At 71.2% G+C, this 17,329-nt stretch carries 16 protein-coding genes; 15 read left to right on the forward strand and 1 reads right to left on the reverse strand.

What is annotated here, in order from left to right:
- Positions 1–42: 42 nt before the first annotated feature.
- From ASE25_RS10625 to ASE25_RS10650, 6 genes are all read left to right on the forward strand, one after another.
- A complete protein-coding gene (locus tag ASE25_RS10625) occupies positions 43–468 on the forward strand; it encodes a thioesterase family protein (protein ID WP_056825228.1) in 426 nt (141 codons plus the stop codon).
- A gap of 80 nt (positions 469–548) precedes the next feature.
- Positions 549–1,004: a type VI secretion system tube protein Hcp gene (locus ASE25_RS10630; RefSeq protein ID WP_162260602.1), complete on the forward strand. Its 456-nt coding sequence runs from the start codon at positions 549–551 to the stop codon at positions 1,002–1,004.
- A 143-nt stretch (positions 1,005–1,147) separates the two neighbouring features.
- Complete coding sequence (locus ASE25_RS10635) at positions 1,148–2,326, forward strand: methyltransferase (protein ID WP_056825230.1); 1,179 nt, start codon at positions 1,148–1,150, stop codon at positions 2,324–2,326.
- A gap of 97 nt (positions 2,327–2,423) precedes the next feature.
- Entirely contained in the window at positions 2,424–5,228 is a 2,805-nt protein-coding gene (gene acnA, locus ASE25_RS10640; RefSeq protein ID WP_056825231.1) for an aconitate hydratase AcnA, read from the forward strand.
- Between the two features lie 125 nt (positions 5,229–5,353).
- Positions 5,354–6,505, forward strand: coding sequence for a C39 family peptidase (locus ASE25_RS10645; protein ID WP_056825233.1), 1,152 nt, complete (start codon positions 5,354–5,356; stop codon positions 6,503–6,505).
- Between the two features lie 114 nt (positions 6,506–6,619).
- Entirely contained in the window at positions 6,620–7,927 is a 1,308-nt protein-coding gene (locus ASE25_RS10650) for a peptidase C39 family protein (RefSeq protein ID WP_056825235.1), read from the forward strand.
- Between the two features lie 31 nt (positions 7,928–7,958).
- On the opposite strand, the gene ASE25_RS10655 is transcribed toward ASE25_RS10650, so the two are convergent.
- On the reverse strand, positions 7,959–8,726 hold the full coding sequence (locus tag ASE25_RS10655; protein ID WP_056825742.1) for a VOC family protein: 768 nt from the start codon (positions 8,724–8,726) through the stop codon (positions 7,959–7,961).
- A gap of 31 nt (positions 8,727–8,757) precedes the next feature.
- Here ASE25_RS10655 and ASE25_RS10660 point away from each other — a divergent pair, with 31 nt between their 5' ends.
- The 9 genes from ASE25_RS10660 to ASE25_RS10700 all read left to right on the forward strand — a co-directional run bounded on the left by ASE25_RS10660 (position 8,758) and on the right by ASE25_RS10700 (position 17,311).
- Positions 8,758–9,150, forward strand: coding sequence for a hypothetical protein (locus ASE25_RS10660; protein WP_235508629.1), 393 nt, complete (start codon positions 8,758–8,760; stop codon positions 9,148–9,150).
- A 161-nt stretch (positions 9,151–9,311) separates the two neighbouring features.
- Positions 9,312–11,177, forward strand: coding sequence for a 1-deoxy-D-xylulose-5-phosphate synthase (gene dxs, locus ASE25_RS10665; RefSeq protein WP_056825237.1), 1,866 nt, complete (start codon positions 9,312–9,314; stop codon positions 11,175–11,177).
- Position 11,178: 1 nt separating this feature from the next.
- The gene (locus tag ASE25_RS10670; protein ID WP_056825239.1) at positions 11,179–11,496 is read left to right on the forward strand and encodes a hypothetical protein; all 318 of its coding nucleotides are present in this window, start codon (positions 11,179–11,181) and stop codon (positions 11,494–11,496) included.
- A 151-nt stretch (positions 11,497–11,647) separates the two neighbouring features.
- Positions 11,648–12,868 (forward strand): substrate-binding domain-containing protein, encoded by a 1,221-nt coding sequence (locus ASE25_RS10675; RefSeq protein ID WP_056825241.1) that lies wholly within the window; start codon positions 11,648–11,650, stop codon positions 12,866–12,868.
- Positions 12,869–12,884: 16 nt separating this feature from the next.
- Entirely contained in the window at positions 12,885–13,619 is a 735-nt protein-coding gene (locus ASE25_RS10680; RefSeq protein ID WP_056780966.1) for an ABC transporter ATP-binding protein, read from the forward strand.
- Positions 13,616–14,368, forward strand: a complete 753-nt coding sequence (locus tag ASE25_RS10685) for an ABC transporter ATP-binding protein (protein WP_056780963.1) — start codon at positions 13,616–13,618, stop codon at positions 14,366–14,368. Before ASE25_RS10680 ends, ASE25_RS10685 begins: the two co-directional genes overlap by 4 nt.
- Positions 14,365–15,249: a branched-chain amino acid ABC transporter permease gene (locus ASE25_RS10690; protein ID WP_056780959.1), complete on the forward strand. Its 885-nt coding sequence runs from the start codon at positions 14,365–14,367 to the stop codon at positions 15,247–15,249. Before ASE25_RS10685 ends, ASE25_RS10690 begins: the two co-directional genes overlap by 4 nt.
- The gene (locus ASE25_RS10695; protein WP_082620073.1) at positions 15,246–16,382 is read left to right on the forward strand and encodes a branched-chain amino acid ABC transporter permease; all 1,137 of its coding nucleotides are present in this window, start codon (positions 15,246–15,248) and stop codon (positions 16,380–16,382) included. The genes ASE25_RS10690 and ASE25_RS10695 overlap by 4 nt, the downstream gene beginning before the upstream one ends.
- Positions 16,379–17,311 carry an alpha/beta fold hydrolase gene (locus ASE25_RS10700; RefSeq protein ID WP_056825244.1) on the forward strand — a complete coding sequence of 311 codons (933 nt, stop codon included), beginning with the start codon at positions 16,379–16,381 and terminating at the stop codon, positions 17,309–17,311. The genes ASE25_RS10695 and ASE25_RS10700 overlap by 4 nt, the downstream gene beginning before the upstream one ends.
- Positions 17,312–17,329 lie beyond the last annotated feature (18 nt).

A 17,329-nucleotide genomic window follows, 5' to 3' on the forward strand; every position in this document is an offset into this window, starting at 1 on the left:
CCTGGCGACGAAGGGGTGCGCACGTCACGAGACGATGGGGTCATGTCGTTCAGCTATCCCGTGGCCGTGAAGTTCTCCGAGATCGATCTCGCCGGCGTCGTCTTCAACTCCCACTACCTGACGTGGTGCGAGGACGCGAAGATGGCCTTCCTCGACCACCTCGGCTACGGGCCCTACCGCTTCGCCGACGAGCACCGGCTCGCCCTCGTCCGGCACGCGGAGATCGACTGGACCGCGAGCCTCAAGCCGCTCGACCATGCCGACATCCGCGTGGTCGTCGACCGGATCGGCACGTCGTCGTTCACCCTTCGACACGAGATCTGGCGCCGGGGCGAGCACCCTCTCCTCACGGCCACGTGCGTCATCACCTACGTCTGGTTCGACACCGAGGCCGGCGCGAAGGCCGAGCTCGATCCCCATTTCCGGGACGCCCTGACGGGTGAGGGCACCGGCGACGGGCTCGTCTGAAGGCCTTCTGGCGCGGACCACCGCGGTGCTAGCGTCGACGGACGTGCTCGGCATCGGGTGGAGGCGACATGGATGCGTTCATGAAGTTCGACGGTATCGACGGCAGCAGCCAGAGCAAGGACCACAAGGGCGCCATCGACGTCGTCTCGTGGAACTGGGGGGTGACGACCCAGACGAACGGCTCCGGCAGCGGCGGCGCGTCCGGACGTCCGCGGGCCCACGAGTTCCGGATCGTGCACCGCTATGACCTCGCCTCGCCCCACCTCGCGTCGTTCGCCGCGACCGGCAAGCACCTCAAGGACGCGACGCTCAACGTCGCCCATCCCGGCGCGCGCAAGGACTTCCTCACGGTGACGATGAAGGACCTCGTCGTCACCGAGGTCCTGGTCTCCGGTGACGAGGACGACGTCGACGAGGAGGTCGCCCTCCAGCCCGCATGGATCCGCTTCGACTACGCGGAGCCCGGTCCGGGCGGGGGTGCGACCGGGCGAACGTCCAGCGTCACGTGGGACATCCGATCCAACAAGATGGGCTGACCTCCGGCCCCGACGGCGCGAACCCTCACCACGTCCCGCTGGACGAGGTGCTCGAGCAGGCGCTGACGCGCTTGCGCGCAGGCGACGGGCCGGGTGCCGAGACGGCGCTCGCCGCGGCGACTTGGACACCAGATGACGTACGCGTGTTGCACCTTCGAGCGGTCGCAGCGCACCTGCGTCGTGACGACGCCGCCGCAGAGCGGCTCGTCGCTGAGGCGATCTCGGTGGCCACGGACCCGGTGGTGCTCGCGAGCCTGCACAACGACCTCGGCAACATGCGGCTGGAGGCCGGGGACCCGGCGGCCGCCATCGCGGCCTACGAGTCCAGCCTCGCCGTCCACCCGACCGACGTCCCGACGTGGGCCAACCTCGCCACCGCGCTGCGGCTGGCCCGGGACCCGGCCCGTGCCGGGGAGGCCGGGCTCAGGGCCCTCGAGCTCGAGCCAATGAGTTCGCTCGGGCGGGGTGCCCTGACCGCGGCCGTGCTGGCCCTGACCGCCGACGGAGCGGAGGCCCGGGCCCTCGAGCTCGTGCGTCGGTGGGTCCGTGTCGACCCCGACCATCCTGGCGCCCGACACCGCCTCGCAGCGCTCGGCGGGCTGCCCCCGCCCGACCGGGCGCCGGACGACTACGTCGAGACGCTCTTCGACGCCACGGCCGAGGCCTTCGACCCGCACCTCGCCGGTCTCGGCTACCGCGCGCCGGAGCTCGTCGCGGACCGGGTCGCCGCGGTCCTGGGCCGGCCGGCGGGTGAGCTCGACGTGGCAGACCTCGGCTGCGGCACGGGCCTCGTCGGGGCACTCGTCCGACCGTGGGCGCGCACCCTGTCCGGCTGCGACCTCTCGGTCAACATGCTCCGGCTGGCGCAGGTGCGCGGCTGCTACGACGTCCTACAGCGCGCCGAGCTCGGCGCGTTCCTCCGGGCCGAGCCCACGGCATACGACCTCGTCGTCGGTGCGGACACTCTCTGCTATCTCGGGGACCTCGGCCCGACGACCACGGCCGCAGCGTGGTCGTTGCGGCCCGGCGGTGTCCTCGTGGCGACCGTCGAGCGGCTGGTCGACGGGGTGGGGGACTGGCGGCTCACGTCGTCGGGGCGCTACGCCCACGGCGAGGAGTACCTGCGGTCGGTCAGCGCCGTCGCCGGTCTGGGAGACGTCGAGGTGACCCCGGTCCACCTCCGCCTCGAAGCGGGTGTCCCGGCCGAGGGACTGCTGTGGTCGGCGCGTCGACCCGTCACAGGGAGCGGTCCGACCGCTGCGGGAGAGAGGCCGGCCCAGGGGGCGACAACGGCGCGAGCGGAGGGAAGGATGGGCGGGTAGGGGTGGACTGACAAGGACGAACGCGTGTGGTTAGATATATCTTGACGTCAAGATAAATCGAGCACCGTGACATCAGAGTTGCTGGAAGGAGCCCGTCGTGGGCAGTGTTGACAGCTTCAAGGCCAAGGGGACCCTCGAGGTCGGTGGCCAGTCCTACGAGATCTACCGCCTCGCAGGGGTGAAGGGGCAGGAGACCCTGCCGTACAGCCTCAAGGTCCTCCTCGAGAACCTCCTGCGCACCGAGGACGGCGCGAACATCACCGCCGACCACATCAACGCGGTCGGCTCGTGGGACGAGAACGCCGAGCCCGACACCGAGATCCAGTTCACGCCGGCCCGCGTGATCATGCAGGACTTCACCGGTGTGCCCTGCGTCGTCGACCTCGCCACGATGCGTGAGGCCGTCGCCGACCTCGGTGGCGACCCGGCCAAGATCAACCCGCTCGCCCCGGCCGAGCTCGTCATCGACCACTCCGTCATCATCGACGTCTTCGGCCGCGCCGACGCCTTCGAGCGCAACGTCGAGATCGAGTACCAGCGCAACCGCGAGCGCTACCAGTTCCTGCGCTGGGGCCAGACCGCGTTCGACGACTTCAAGGTCGTCCCGCCGGGCACCGGCATCGTCCACCAGGTCAACATCGAGCACCTCGCCCGCACCGTCATGGTCCGCGAGATCGACGGCGAGCGCGTCGCCTACCCCGACACCTGCGTCGGCACCGACTCGCACACGACGATGGTCAACGGCCTCGGCGTGCTGGGCTGGGGCGTCGGCGGCATCGAGGCCGAGGCGGCCATGCTCGGCCAGCCCGTCTCGATGCTCATCCCGCGCGTCGTCGGCTTCAAGCTGAGCGGCTCGATCCCCGTCGCCGCCACGGCCACCGACGTCGTCCTCACGATCACCGAGATGCTGCGCAAGCACGGTGTCGTCGGCAAGTTCGTCGAGTTCTACGGCGAGGGCGTCTCGCAGGTGCCGCTCGCCAACCGCGCCACCATCGGCAACATGAGCCCCGAGTTCGGCTCGACGTGCGCGATCTTCCCGATCGACGAGGTCACCCTCGACTACTTGCGCCTCACCGGTCGCTCCGACGAGAGCGTCGCCCTCGTCGAGGCGTACGCCAAGGAGCAGGGCATGTGGCTCAAGGCCGGCCCCGACCAGCCGGAGGCCCGCTACAGCGAGTACCTCGAGCTCGACCTCTCGACCGTCGTCCCGTCGATCGCCGGCCCGAAGCGTCCGCAGGACCGCATCGCTTTGACCGACGCCAAGGACGCCTTCCGCAAGGTGCTCCCGACGTACGTCGCGCACGAGGAGGGTGACGCGGGCGCCGCCTCGTCCTTCCCGGCCAGCGACCCCACCCCCCAGGGCACCGTCGAGGGCACGAACGGTGGCGACCGTCCGGCCGACTCCGGTGGCGTCAGCGGCCGCCCGTCGAAGAAGGTGTCGGTCACCGACGCCGAGGGCCGCGAGTTCGAGATCGACCACGGCATCGTCTCGATCGCCTCGATCACGAGCTGCACCAACACGTCCAACCCGTCGGTGATGATGGCGGCCGCGATGCTCGCCAAGAACGCCGTCGAGAAGGGCCTCTCGGTCGCCCCATGGGTCAAGACGTCTATGGCGCCGGGCTCCAAGGTCGTCACGGGCTACTACGACAAGGCCGGCATGTGGCCCTACCTCGAGAAGCTCGGCTTCCACCTCGTCGGCTACGGCTGCACGACGTGCATCGGCAACTCGGGTCCGCTCAACGAGGAGATCTCCAAGGCGATCAACGACAACGACCTCGCCGTCACGTCGGTCCTCTCGGGCAACCGCAACTTCGAGGGGCGCATCAACCCCGACGTGAAGATGAACTACCTCGCGAGCCCGCCGCTCGTCATCGCCTACGCCCTCGCCGGCACGATGGACTTCGACTTCGCGTCGCAGCCGCTCGGCCAGGACACGGACGGCAAGGACGTCTTCCTCGAGGAGATCTGGCCGGCACCCGCCGACGTCGAGCGCACCATCGCGAGCTCGATCAGCCAGGAGATGTTCACCGAGGACTACGCCGACGTCTTCGCGGGCGACGAGCGCTGGCAGTCGCTGCCGACCCCGGAGGGCGACACGTTCGCCTGGGACGGCGAGTCGACCTACGTCCGCAAGCCCCCGTACTTCGACGGCATGTCGATGGACACGACCCCGGTCGCCGACATCGAGGGCGCCCGCGTGCTCGCCAAGCTCGGCGACTCGGTCACGACCGACCACATCAGCCCGGCCGGCGCCATCAAGAACGACAGCCCCGCCGGGAAGTACCTCGCCGACCACGGCATCGAGCGCAAGGACTTCAACTCCTACGGCTCGCGCCGCGGCAACCACGAGGTCATGATCCGCGGCACGTTCGCCAACATCCGCCTGAAGAACCTCCTCCTCGACGGCGTCGAGGGCGGCTTCACGCGCGACTTCACCAACGGCGGCGAGCAGTCGACGATCTACGACGCCGCCCAGAGCTACGCCGCTGCCGGCACGCCGCTCGTCATCCTGTCGGGCAAGGAGTACGGCTCCGGCTCCTCGCGCGACTGGGCCGCCAAGGGCACGAGCCTGCTCGGCGTCAAGGCCGTCATCGCCGAGAGCTACGAGCGCATCCACCGCTCCAACCTCATCGGCATGGGCGTCATCCCGCTGCAGTACCCGGCCGGCCAGAACGCCGACTCGCTCGGCCTCGACGGCACCGAGACCTTCTCGGTCACCGGCATCACGGCCCTCAACGAGGGCACGACGCCCAAGACCGTCAAGGTCGTCGCCACCAAGGAGTCGGGTGAGACGACCCCGTTCGACGCCGTCGTGCGCATCGACACCCCGGGTGAGGCCGACTACTACCGCAACGGCGGCATCCTCCAGTACGTCCTGAGGTCGCTCGTCAACAGCTGACCCGCAGGCCAGCCCAGCCCGCCGGGCCCGTATGCCGTACGCCACGGCATGCGGGCCCGTCGCCGTGTGCGGGCGCTCGGGGACCCGGCCGGACGGCATGCGCACTCGGATGGCATGCTCGTCGCGTGACTGAGCGACACGCCATCCTGACCGTGTGGGAGACCGGTTTCGACTGGTCCCCGGCACCCGACGTCGACTATGCCGACGTCCACGTCGACGGAGCCGAGGCGATGACCTACCGCGCGCGGGTCTGGGAGTCACCGGTCGTCGAGTCCCCTTTCGCCGCAACGGAGCTCATCCCGTCGTGGAACGCCCGGACGCCGGCCGGCACGTGGCTCCGGGTCGAGGGGCGGGTGGCCGACGACGCCGGCTGGACGCCGTGGTTCACCTTCGCGCGGTGGGCCGAGGACGACCCGGCGGGGGAGTCGCCGATCACCCGGACCACGGTGCCCGGACAGACCTTCGAGCCGGGGAGCGTCTCGACGGACACCTGGCTGTCCGCGCCGGGACGAGGCGTCGACCGGTGGCAGCTGCGGGTCACGGCCCTCGCACTCCCGGATGACGGGATCGTCTGGCCCACGGTGACGCTCGTCGCCGGCGCGGCCTCACGCTTCACCGTCACGCCTGACGAGTCGACGAGCCGACCCGGTGTGGGGCAGGGTCACGAGGTCGCGGTCCCGCCGCACTCGCAGCGGCTGCACGTCGGGTGGTTCCCCCAGTGGGACAACGGCGGGCAGTCGTGGTGCTCACCGACGTCGACGACGATGCTCCTCGAGCACTGGGGGAGAGCGCCCTCACGGGACGAGGCCTCGTGGGTCGGGCACGACACCGACCCGGAGGTCGTGCACGGCGTGCGTCGCGTCTACGACCTGGCTTACGGCGGGGCGGGCAACTGGGCCTTCAACACCGCGTATGCCGGCGCGCGGGGGCTGCGTGCCTACGTGACCCGCCTGCGCGACCTCACCGAGGTCGAGGCGTTCGTCGCGGCGGGCATCCCGCTCGTCGTGTCGGTGGGCTTCCGCGAGGACGAGCTCGACGGGGCCGGCTACGAGACCAACGGCCACCTGCTGACGGTCGTCGGCTTCACGGACGCGGGTGACGTCGTGTCCAACGACCCCAACTCCCACCGCATCGCGAGCAACGAGCAGGTGCGCAGCGTCTACCGCCGCGACCAGTTCGAACGGGTCTGGCTCGGCACCAACGGAGGGCTGGCCTACGTCATGCACCCGCGCGACGTCGCGCTGCCGTCCTCGCTCTCCGAGCCGAACTGGCGCTGACGCGTCAATTTCCTCCACATCGCGTCCTCATCGCGAGAATTTGCGACGCCAACGCCCCACGGGGCGAGGACCGGGTGTTGACTGGCCGCGCGATCCCCCTCCGGAAGGTGTGCCATGCCCAGTCGCTCGACCGTCTCAGCCGCCCCGTTCCAGCCCAGCCGTCGCTCGCTGCTCGCGGGTGCGGCCGCGGGCGCCGCCGCCGGTGCCGCCCTCGTCGGCGTCTCCGACGCGCCGCGGGCCCGCGCGGCAGAGAGCAAGAAGGGCGGGGCCGACCGGCACGTCCACTACACCTCGTGGTCGGGCACCGACCTCGTCTTCGGGCCGTTCGACCGCACCCTCGACTACACCGACCCGCACGCCACGGCGGGCACTCCCGTCACGTACGAGGTCGCGACCTGGACCTCGCCCGTCGTCACCCCGGGCTTCGGCCTGACCGAGCTCGTCGCCTCGTGGAACGCCGCGACGCCCGGCGGTTCGTGGGTCGAGGTGCGCGTCCGGGGCACCAGCGCCGGCACGACGACGAAGGACTACGTCCTGGGCCGCTGGGCGGCCGAGGACCCCGCGGACGGAGGCGGCATCCACCGCACCTCCGTCGCCGGCCAGGGCGACACCGTGGCGACCGTCTTCACCGACACCCTCGCGACCCGCACCGGCTACTCCCTGACGGACTGGCAGCTCGAGGTCCGGCTCCTGCGTCCCCGCGGCACCTCCGACACGCCGTCCGTGTCCGTCGTCGGGGCGATGGCCTCGGCCCTGCCCGACGCCAAGAAGGTGCCGCGCAGCCCCAACGGACCCGCCTGCGGCACGACCCTCGACGTCCCCACCTACTCGCAGGAGGTCCACGTCGGGCACTACCCGCAGTGGGACAACGGCGGCGAGGCCTGGTGCTCACCCACCTCGACGTCGATGGTCGTCGCCTACTGGGGCGCCGGGCCGACGCCGTCCGAGACCGCGTGGGTCGACCCGCCGGTCGACGCCCAGGTCGACTTCACGGCACGCAACGTCTTCGACTACACCTACGACGGCGCCGGCAACTGGCCCTTCAACACCGCGTATGCCGCCACACGCGCCGACCTCCGTGGTTTCGTGACGCGACTGCGCACTCTCACCGAGGCCGAGGCGTTCATCGCCGCAGGCATCCCCCTCGTCGTGTCGGTGTCGTTCAAGAAGGGCGAGCTCACGGGCGCGGGCTACGGCACGAACGGCCACCTCATGGTGGTCGTCGGCTTCACCCCGTCCGGCGACGTCGTGTGCAACGACCCGGCCTCGCACCTCGTCGCGAGCGACGACCAGGTGCGCGTCGTCTACGACCGGGAGGAGTTCGAGAACGTCTGGGTGCCGCACAGCGGGGGCATCGTCTACGTCATCCGGCCCGCCGACCGTCCGCTCCCCCCGGCGCCGGCACACGAACCCAACTGGTGACCTGACGCCCGGTCCGGCGTGGCCTCGGGCGTCACCGACCGAGGCCCGACCTCGGGTCGCGGTCGGTGACGCAGTAGAGGGCGCCGGCCGGGTCGCGGAGCGTGGTCCACCCGCCGCCGTGGTCGGCCGCGACGGTCGCGCCGAGGCCCACGTGTCGGGAGACCTCGGTCGGCCGGTTGTCGCACGCCAGGTCGAGGTGGCCGGTGACCGGCCCGGTCGCGGGCTCGACGAGCCGCTGCAGGAGCAGCCGCAGCGGGATGCCGTCCGGACGCACGAGGTGGCGGAACTCCGGGCGGCTCACGGACCCGCGCAGCGGCCAGCCGGTCAGCTCGGACCAGAAGGTGCACTCCGTCTCGTAGGCGGCGGCCGGGATGTCGAGGCACACCTGGTCGACGACACTCTCGTGCTCCTGGGGCCACCGGGTCGGCCAGGGACGTTGGGCGAGCGGCTCGTGGACGAAGCAGAAGACGAAGCCGCCGGGGGAGCGGAGCACGACGTACCCGTGCTCCGACCCGTGGACGACCTCGGCGCCCAGCCCTGCAGCCCTGACCGCTGACTCTGCGGCCGAGCTGACGTGCAGGTCCAGGTGGATCCCGGGCACGGCTGCATCGTCGGCGGCGGTGCGCTGGATCTTGAGGTAGGGGTCACCGACCGGTGGGAGCAACGTCGTGAACTCCGCGTCGTCCCCGCGAGCCGGCGACACGGCATACCCCGTCACTGCCGACCAGAAGTGGGTGCCCGCCGCGTGGACGTCGGGAGGGAGGTCGAGGAAGGCCGTGACCCAGCTGACCGTCGTCATGCTCCGAGAGTAGGCGAGGCAGACTGGGAGCATGCCGACTCCGACCTCCTCTGCGTCTCGAGGACACACCCCACCGGGGTGGCCGCCTGGCGTCCCGCCGGCCCACACGCCCGGCTGGGAGGACCGCGCCGTGCTGTGGCTGCTCGACCAGTGCCCGCCCGACTACCGCGCGTATGCCGGGTGGCGGCGTCACCCGATCGCGCTCGCATGGCTGGCCGGTCGGCACCTCGACGGGCAGGTCGTGGCGATGCGGGACGCGTGGCGTGAGGCACGCGTCGCCATCGGGCCGCACGTGCCGGCAGACGCCCTGACCGAGATCCTCGGGCAGATCGAGGCCGAGGGGATCCGGCTGCTGGCGGCCTCGCGCTCGACGCGGCTGCTCCACGAGGCGCTCCAGGGCAAGGTCTTCGCGCCCCGTCTCTGAGCGCATCAGCCGGGGACGTCGGGCGTCGGGTTGCCGTGTGGAGGTCGTGTGACGAGACCGACAGGGCCTCGTGCGCACGGTTGGGAGCCGCTGGACGTTGACCCGTAGACTCGATCGACCCACCCGAGTGGGTCGAGACACCACCGAGAGGACGAGGCAGCGTGGCCCTGCTGGAGACGATCACGAGCCCCGCGGCACTCAAGGCGCTACCGGCGACCCAGCTGCCGGCGCTGGCCGAGGAGATCCGCACCTTTCTCGTCACCGAGGTCTCCAAGACCGGTGGACACCTCGGCCCGAACCTCGGCGTCGTCGAGCTGACGATCGCGCTGCACCGGGTCTTCGAGTCGCCTCGCGACACCCTCGTCTTCGACACGGGCCACCAGGCCTACGTGCACAAGCTGCTCACCGGGCGGCACGACTTCAGCAAGCTCAAGAAGCAGGGCGGGCTCTCCGGCTACCCGAGCCGCGCCGAGTCCGAGCACGACGTCGTCGAGAACTCGCACGCCTCGACCGCGCTCTCGTGGGCCGATGGCATCGCCAAGGGCCGCCGGCTGTCGGGAGAGAGCGACCGGCACACCGTCGCGGTCATCGGTGACGGCGCACTGACCGGGGGCATGGCATGGGAGGCGATCAACAACATCGCCGTCGACAAGACCCTGCCGCTCGTCATCGTCGTCAACGACAACGAGCGCTCCTACGCGCCGACGATCGGCGGGCTCGCCGACCATCTCGCCACGCTGCGCACGACCCGTGGCTACGAGCGGTTCCTCGACTGGGGCAAGCGGTCACTCGCCAGGACGCCGGTCGTCGGCGGCGCGATGTTCGAGACGCTCCACGGCGTCAAGAAGGGCATCAAGGACATCGTCGCCCCGCAGGGCATGTTCGAGGACCTCGGCCTCAAGTACATCGGTCCCGTCGACGGCCACGACGAGCAGGCGCTCGAGCGGTCCCTGGCCAAGGCCAAGGACTTCGGCGGCCCCGTCATCGTGCACGTCATCACCCAGAAGGGCCGCGGCTACCAGCCGGCCATCGACGACGAGGCCGACCAGTTCCACGGCGTCGGCAAGTTCAACCCCGAGACAGGGCTCCCGTTCGAGGTGTCCGGCCGCATCTGGACCGACGAGTTCAACGAGGAGATGGTGGCCATCGGGGCCGAGCGCCCCGACGTCGTCGCCCTCACTGCCGCCATGCTCATCCCGGTCGGCCTCGACGGCTTCGCCGCCGCCTATCCCGACCGCGTCTTCGACGTCGGCATCGCCGAGCAGCACGCCGTCACGATGGCGTCCGGGCTCGCCTACGCGGGCCTGCACCCGGTCGTCGCCGTCTACGCGACCTTCCTCAACCGGGCCTTCGACCAGCTCCTCATGGACTGCGCGCTCCACCGGGCCGGCATCACCCTCATCCTCGACCGGGCCGGTGTCACCGGCAGCGACGGCGCATCGCACAACGGGATGTGGGACATGACGCTCACCTCGATCGTGCCCGGGCTGCGCCTCGCCGCGCCCCGCGACGGCGAGCAGGTCCGACTCCAGCTGCGTGAGGCCGTCGACGTCTCCGACGGCCCGACGGTGATCCGGTTCCCCAAGGGCGACGTCGCCGACCCGCTGACCGCGGTCCGCTCGATCGGCGACGTCGACGTGCTCTTCGAGAACGCCGGTGACGACGTCGACCTGCTCGTCGTGGGCGTCGGTGCCTTCGCCGGGCTCGCCATCGAGGCCGGCGAGAAGATCGCCGCCCACGGACGCACCGTCCGCGTCGTCGACCCGCGGTGGGTGCTGCCCGTCAGCGACGACGTCGTCGCCCTCGCCCGCCGGGCGAAGGCGGTCGCCGTCGTCGAGGACAACCTCGTCAGCGGCGGGGTCGGCGCGGCCGTGACCCTCGCGCTGCGCGAGGCGACCGTCGACGTGCCCGTCCACACGTACGGCATCCCGAAGCGCTTCCTCGACCACGCCTCTCGCGGCCAGATCCTCGAGGAGCTCGGCCTGACCGGCGACCAGGTCGTCGCGGACCTCGAGCCGAGGCTCTGACATGAAGCTCCGGGACGCAGCCGACGTGACGACCGCCCCCATCGCTGCCCTCGGGCTCGTCGGCGGCTACGTCGTCGCCCGCGAGAGCGGCATCCGACCCCTCGGAGGCGTCGTGCTCGGTGCGGCCGGCCTCTATGCCGGACGTAGCTGGGTCGCCAAGGCCGGGGGAGCCGGCGCCGCGGGTCTCGTGGCCGTCTACCTCGGTGGCTTCGGCGCCTCGCACGTGCTGGCGAAGAAGATCGGTGCGTGGCCGGCGGTCCTCACCGTGGCCGCGGTCAGCGCTGCCGCTTCCTGGGTCGTCGCCGACCGCCCTCGCTGAGTAGGGGCGAGACACATGCCGACACCTGCTTTGTGGTCTCCGGTCCCACCGCGGGCCGTTCGAGGCTGAACTACTTTCGCCGAAACGGTTGGGCGTCAACGGATCTCGTTGCAGCAAAGGCGCGAGCGCCCACCAGAGGTGGAGGACATCGGTGTCCAAGCGGTGGAGTCTCGCGCTCGCGAGTGCCATGATCACGCTGTCGGTCGCGGCCTGCGGCTCTCCCGGCCAGCCGGGCGCACCGGCTGCCGACAACGGCACGGGGGCTGCCTCCGGCGGTGCCGGCGCCCCGTACAAGGTCGGCCTCGTCTACTCGAAGTCGGGCCCGCTGGCCAGCTACGGCGGGCAGTACCGGCAGGGCCTCACGGCCGGCATCGACTTCGCCACCAAGGGCACCGGCGCGGTCGCCGGTCACACGATCCAGATCACCGAGCAGGACGACGCGGGCGACCCGGCCAAGGCCGTGGCCTCGGCGACCGATCTCATCGGGCAGGGCAACACGATCATCGCGGGCTCGACGTCGAGCGGCGTGGCCCTGCAGGTCGCGCCGCTGGCCAAGGACAACAAGGTGCTCTTCATCTCCGGCCCGGCTGCCGCCGACGCCGTGACCGGTGCCAACCGCTACACCTTCCGATCGGGTCGCCAGACCTACCAGGACGTCGCGACCGCGGGCAGCATCCTCGGTGACGTCAAGGGCAAGAAGGTCACGGTGCTCGCGCAGGACAGCGCCTTCGGCAAGGCGAACGTCGCCGCCGTGACGGCCATCCTCGGAGCCAAGGGGGCAACGGTGAGCGCCGTCGAGGTGCCCTCGGCCGCGACCGACCTGACTCCCTTCGCGACCAAGGTCAAGGGCGCAGCCCCTGACCTGCTCTTCGTCGCGTGGGCCGGTGCCAACGCGACGGCGATGTGGACCACCCTCGGCCAGCAGGGCGTCTTCGACTCCACGAAGGTCGTCACCGGGCTCGACATCAAGGCAACGCATGCCCTCTTCGGCGAGGTCGCGACGAAGATCAACTTCCTCTCCCACTTCTTCGAGGGTGCGGCGGACAACGCCGCCTACCAGGCGCTCGACGCCGGCCTGAAGAAGCAGGGCGCCACCGTCGACCTGTTCACCAACGACGGCTTCGTCGCCGGCCAGATGATCGTCCACGCGCTCGAGGCCGGGGGAGACGACGTCGACAAGATGGTGACCTCCCTCGAGGGCTGGACGTTCGACGGTCCCAAGGGCTCGCTCGAGATCCGAGCCGAGGACCACGCGCTCCTCCAGCCGATGTTCACGGCCACCCTGAAGAAGGACGGCAGCAACGTGGTGCCACAGCTCGTCGACACCCTCGACGCGGCCACCGTCGCACCGCCCGTCACCCCCTTCAAGTGATCGGGCACCCTCCGTCGTGATCAGCGCAGAGGCCGTCGGCTGGAAGGTCGGTGGCGCCCAGATCCTCGACGACGTCTCCCTGACCGTCGGGGCCGGTGAGCTGCTCGGCATCATCGGCCCCAACGGCGCGGGCAAGTCGTCGCTCGTCAACATCCTCAGTGGGGTGACCAGTCCGTCCTCCGGCCGGATCATCCTGCAGGACAAGGAGGTCACCGGAGCGAGCGCCACCCGGCGCGCACGTCTGGGACTGGCGCGCTCCTTCCAGACGTCGGCGCTCTTCGACGGTCTGACCGCGGGAGAGAACGTCCGTCTCGCCATCCAAGCCGTCGGGCCGGCGGCGTTCTCGCCCTTCCGCGGCGCCGGACCGGCATCGTCGGGCCAGATCAAGGCCCTCCTGACCCGAGTGCGTATGCCGGGTCGCGCGCAGACGCTCGCTCGTGACCTCTCGCACGGGGACCGTCGCAAGCTCGAGCTCGCCATGGCCCTCGCCTCCGAGCCCGCCGTGCTGCTCCTCGACGAGCCCATGGCGGGCGTGTCCGCAGAGGACGTCGACGGCCTGAGCGAGATCATCGGCGAGGTCCGGGACTCGGGGGTCGCCGTCGCGATGGTCGAGCACCACATGCACGTCGTGCTGGGCCTCGCCGACCGTGTCGCCGTCCTGCACCACGGGCAGCTGCTCGCCGTCGGTGCCCCGACCGAGGTGACCGCCGACGAGCGGGTCCAGCAGGCCTACCTGGGAGAAGCCCTGTGACCGAACGCAACCCATCCGCACCCGAGTCGTCGGAGGCAGCTCCCGTCCTGGCCCTCGAGGACGTCCACGTCCGCTACGGCGGGTCCCACATCCTCCAGGGCGTGTCCTTCGACGTCCCCGCCACCGGTGTGACGGCGCTGCTCGGGCGCAACGGCGTCGGCAAGACGACGACGCTCAGGTCGATCATCGGGCTGGCCCCGCGCACCGGCCGGATCCTGCTCGAGGGCACCGAGATCCAGGGCCGGACGACCGCACGCATCGTCCGTGGAGGCATCGGCTACGTCCCCGAGGACCGAGAGGTCTTCGGGGGTCTCACCGTCGAGGAGAACCTGCGCCTCGTCGACCCGGACCGTGGGGTCGACGCCCCCGTGGTGGCCAGGCTCTTCCCGGACCTCGTGTCCCGGCGCGGCCAGCGGGCCGGCACCCTCTCGGGGGGCCAGCAGCAGATGGTCTCGCTGGCCAGGGTCCTGCTTCGGGAGAACGTCCTCCTGCTCATCGACGAACCCACCAAGGGCCTCGCCCCGAAGCTCGTGACCGAGGTCGCCGACGTGCTCGCCGAGGTGGCCCGCACGACCCCCATCCTGCTCGTCGAGCAGAACCTCCCGCTCGTGCGTCGCATCGCGGACCGGGTCGTCGTGCTGGACGCCGGAGCCGTCGTGCACCGTGGCGCCACCGCCGACCTCGTCGCGGACGCGGACCTGACCCGCGAGCTGCTCGGGGTCTCGATGCGGCGGGCGGGTGTGGCATGAGCGACCTCGTCCTGCTCCTCGTCACGGGCCTCGGCCTGGGGGCCCTCTACTTCATCGCGGCGAGCGGGCTCAGCCTGATCTACGGGCTCATGGGCGTGCTCAACTTCGCCCACGGCGTCTTCATGACGGCCGGGGCGTATGCCGCGTGGCTGACGATGGGTGCCCTGCCCGTCGGTTGGCCGGTGGCCGGACGCCTCGTGGTCGGCGTGCTCGTGGCCGTCACGGTCGGGGCTGTCGTCGGTCTCGTGGTCGAGGTCGTCCTCATCCGGCCGCTCTACCGCCATCACATCCAGCAGGTCCTCGTCACGGTGGGCCTTGCCCTCGCGGGCGTGGCTGCTGCACAGGGGATCTGGGGCGCGGACCCGCGGCCGGTCGAGTCGCCTGCTTGGATGAGCGGGACGACGGACGTCCTCGGCGCACGGCTGCCCAACGACCGCTTCGTCTACCTGCTCGTCGCCGCCGCGCTCTTCGCCGGGCTTCTCGCGCTCCTTCACCTGACCCGCCTCGGCCTCGTGATCCGCGCGGGCGTCGAGAACCGGACGATGGTCGAGGCCCTCGGCATCAACGTGCACCGGACCTTCACCACCGTCTTCGCCCTCGGCGGTGCCGCGGCGGGTCTCGCCGGGGTGCTCTACTCGCAGTACGCCGGGGCCGTGTCACCCGCGCAGGGCGGCTCGCTGCTCATCTTCGCCTTCATCGTCGTCGTCATCGGCGGCATGGGCTCCCTCACGGGCACCGCGGTCGCCGCCGTCGTCGTCGGGCTCGTCCAGCAGCTCGCGAACTACTACGCGGCGAGCGGGGTCGGCGACCTGTCGGTCGTGCTGCTCCTCGCGCTGGTGCTCCTGCTCCGACCGACCTCGCTGAAGGGAGCGACGGCATGACGTCGCGCACGGACCACCTGACGCACCCGCATACGCCATCCACGACCCAGGAAGTGGTGGCCGGGACGGTGACGCCCGTGGCGTCGGGGGAGGGCCACGGCGCGCGCCGGATCGTCCGGGCGCTGCCCGCCGTCGTCGTGCTGGCCGTGCTCGCCTACCTGCCCTACCTTCCGGTCGAGCTGCCGGGCGTCCTCCCGGGCCGGGTCAACGGGCCGGGCTCGATGCAGCTCCTCGCGACGTGTCTCGTGATCGGTGGCATCGCCCTGAGCTACGACGTGCTCTTCGGCCGGACCGGCCTGCTCAGCTTCGGGCACGCCCTCTTCGTCGCGGCCGGCAGCTATCTGCTGACGATCTCCCTCTCGACGTGGGCCCTGCCCCTTCCGCTCGCGGTGCTCGTCGCTCTGGCCCTCTCCACGGGGCTCGCCCTCGTCGTCGGCGCGATCGCGCTGCGCGTCGGCGGTATCGCCTTCGCGATGGTGACCCTCGCATTCGCCCAGGCCGCCTCGATCATCGTCATGCGCAACCCGGGAGGCGTGACCGGCGGTGAGGAGGGACGCCCGCTCGACCGCGACGCCGTGCCGGACCTGCTCGTCGGCGTCGCCAACGCGCCCTACCGCTACTGGCTGGCGCTGTCCTTCGTCGTCGTGGCCTGGGTCGTCGTCACGGCCCTCGTGCGGTCGCGGGCCGGGCGCGCGATGGCGGCCGTCCGCGAGAACGAGCAGCGCGCCGCGGTCCTCGGCTTCGGGACCTACCGCGTCAAGCTGCTCGCCATCGTCGTCGGGTCGTCCCTCGGAGCCCTCGGCGGGGTCGTCCACGCCCTCGTGCTCGGCGGCTCGAACCCCCACCTGACGACCTCGGAGTTCACCCTGTCCCTACTCGTCATGGTCGTGCTCGGAGGTGCGGGCAGCCGCTGGGGCGCCCTCGTCGGCGGCGTGCTCTACACGTATGCCGATGCCCGGCTCGTCGAGGTCAGCAACGCCGCGTTCCTGCAGGACCTGCCCGTCGTCGTGCGCCAGGTCCTGTCGCAGCCGTTGTTCATCCTCGGCGTCTTCTTCGTCGTCGTGGTCTACTTCGCTCCGTCGGGCCTCACCGGGCTCGGCGGCAGACTGATCAGGAGGTCAGGGTCCAGATGAGCACCACACCGTCCGCGTTCGTCATCGAGCTGCCCGAGGGAAGCCTCGCCATCCACGACCTGAGCCTGGGCACGCCGGCGCCCGACGCGCCCGTCGTGCTCGCCGTCCACGGCATCACGGCCAACGGCCTGTCGTGGCGCCGGGTCGCCGACGAGGTGGGTCGTCGCCACGGGCCCGGCGGGGTGCGCTTCCTCGCGCCCGACCTGCGTGGTCGCGGCGACAGCCGCTCGGCGCCGGGACCCTACGGTCTCGGTGCACACGTGGACGACCTGACCTCGATCGCCACCGTGTTCGGCTCCGCCCCGGTGCTCGTCGGCCACTCCATGGGGGCGTTCATCGCGGCCCTCGCCGCGGCCCGGCATCCCGAGCGGTTCCCGGCGGCCGTGCTCGTCGACGGGGGCCTGGCCTTTCCCGTGCCCGACGACCTCGACGTCGACGCCGCTCTCCAGTCGGTGATCGGGCCGGCCATGGACCGGCTGTCGATGCGCTTCGCCGATCCGGCGGCATACCTCGGCTTCTGGATGGGGCACCCGGCCCTCGGACCGGTGCTGCACGGGCCCGGTGGCGACGCCGCTCGGGCCTACATCGAGCACGACCTCGTGCAGGATCCCTCCGACGGTCAGTGGCGCAGCACGTGCGTGCTCGAGGCCGTCCGTGCCGACGGCGCCGACGTCATGGCCGACCGCGAGACCCACGCCGGCCTCGCGACCGCGGTCGGGGAGGGGGTCCGGGCCGAGCTCGTGTGGGCCGAGCGCGGCCTGCTCGACGAGCCGCAGGGGCTCTACGACGAGTCACGGCTCGCGGCCCTGCACCTGCCGGAGGGCGTGCGGACGACCCGGGTCGACGCGAACCACTACGACGTCATCCTCGGGGACCCGGGCGTCGCATCAGTCGTCGACGCCGTCGACCGCCTCCTCCTCCCGGGCTGACGACGACCGGGACGGCGT

The sequence above is a fragment of the Terrabacter sp. Root85 genome (assembly GCF_001429185.1).
Taxonomy (GTDB): Bacteria; Actinomycetota; Actinomycetes; order Actinomycetales; family Dermatophilaceae; genus Terrabacter.

Bases quoted from the DNA above. Each gene is read 5' to 3' on its own strand.
- ASE25_RS10630 (WP_162260602.1), top strand. From the start codon at position 549: ATGAAGTTCGACGGTATCGACGGCAGCAGCCAGAGCAAGGACCACAAG.
- ASE25_RS10670 (WP_056825239.1), top strand. From the start codon at position 11,179: ATGAAGCTCCGGGACGCAGCCGACGTGACGACCGCCCCCATCGCTGCC.
- ASE25_RS10650 (WP_056825235.1), top strand. From the start codon at position 6,620: ATGCCCAGTCGCTCGACCGTCTCAGCCGCCCCGTTCCAGCCCAGCCGT.
- ASE25_RS10695 (WP_082620073.1), top strand. From the start codon at position 15,246: ATGACGTCGCGCACGGACCACCTGACGCACCCGCATACGCCATCCACG.
- ASE25_RS10660 (WP_235508629.1), top strand. From the start codon at position 8,758: ATGCCGACTCCGACCTCCTCTGCGTCTCGAGGACACACCCCACCGGGG.
- ASE25_RS10655 (WP_056825742.1), bottom strand. From the start codon at position 8,726: ATGACGACGGTCAGCTGGGTCACGGCCTTCCTCGACCTCCCTCCCGAC.
- ASE25_RS10700 (WP_056825244.1), top strand. From the start codon at position 16,379: ATGAGCACCACACCGTCCGCGTTCGTCATCGAGCTGCCCGAGGGAAGC.
- ASE25_RS10625 (WP_056825228.1), top strand. From the start codon at position 43: ATGTCGTTCAGCTATCCCGTGGCCGTGAAGTTCTCCGAGATCGATCTC.
- ASE25_RS10690 (WP_056780959.1), top strand. From the start codon at position 14,365: ATGAGCGACCTCGTCCTGCTCCTCGTCACGGGCCTCGGCCTGGGGGCC.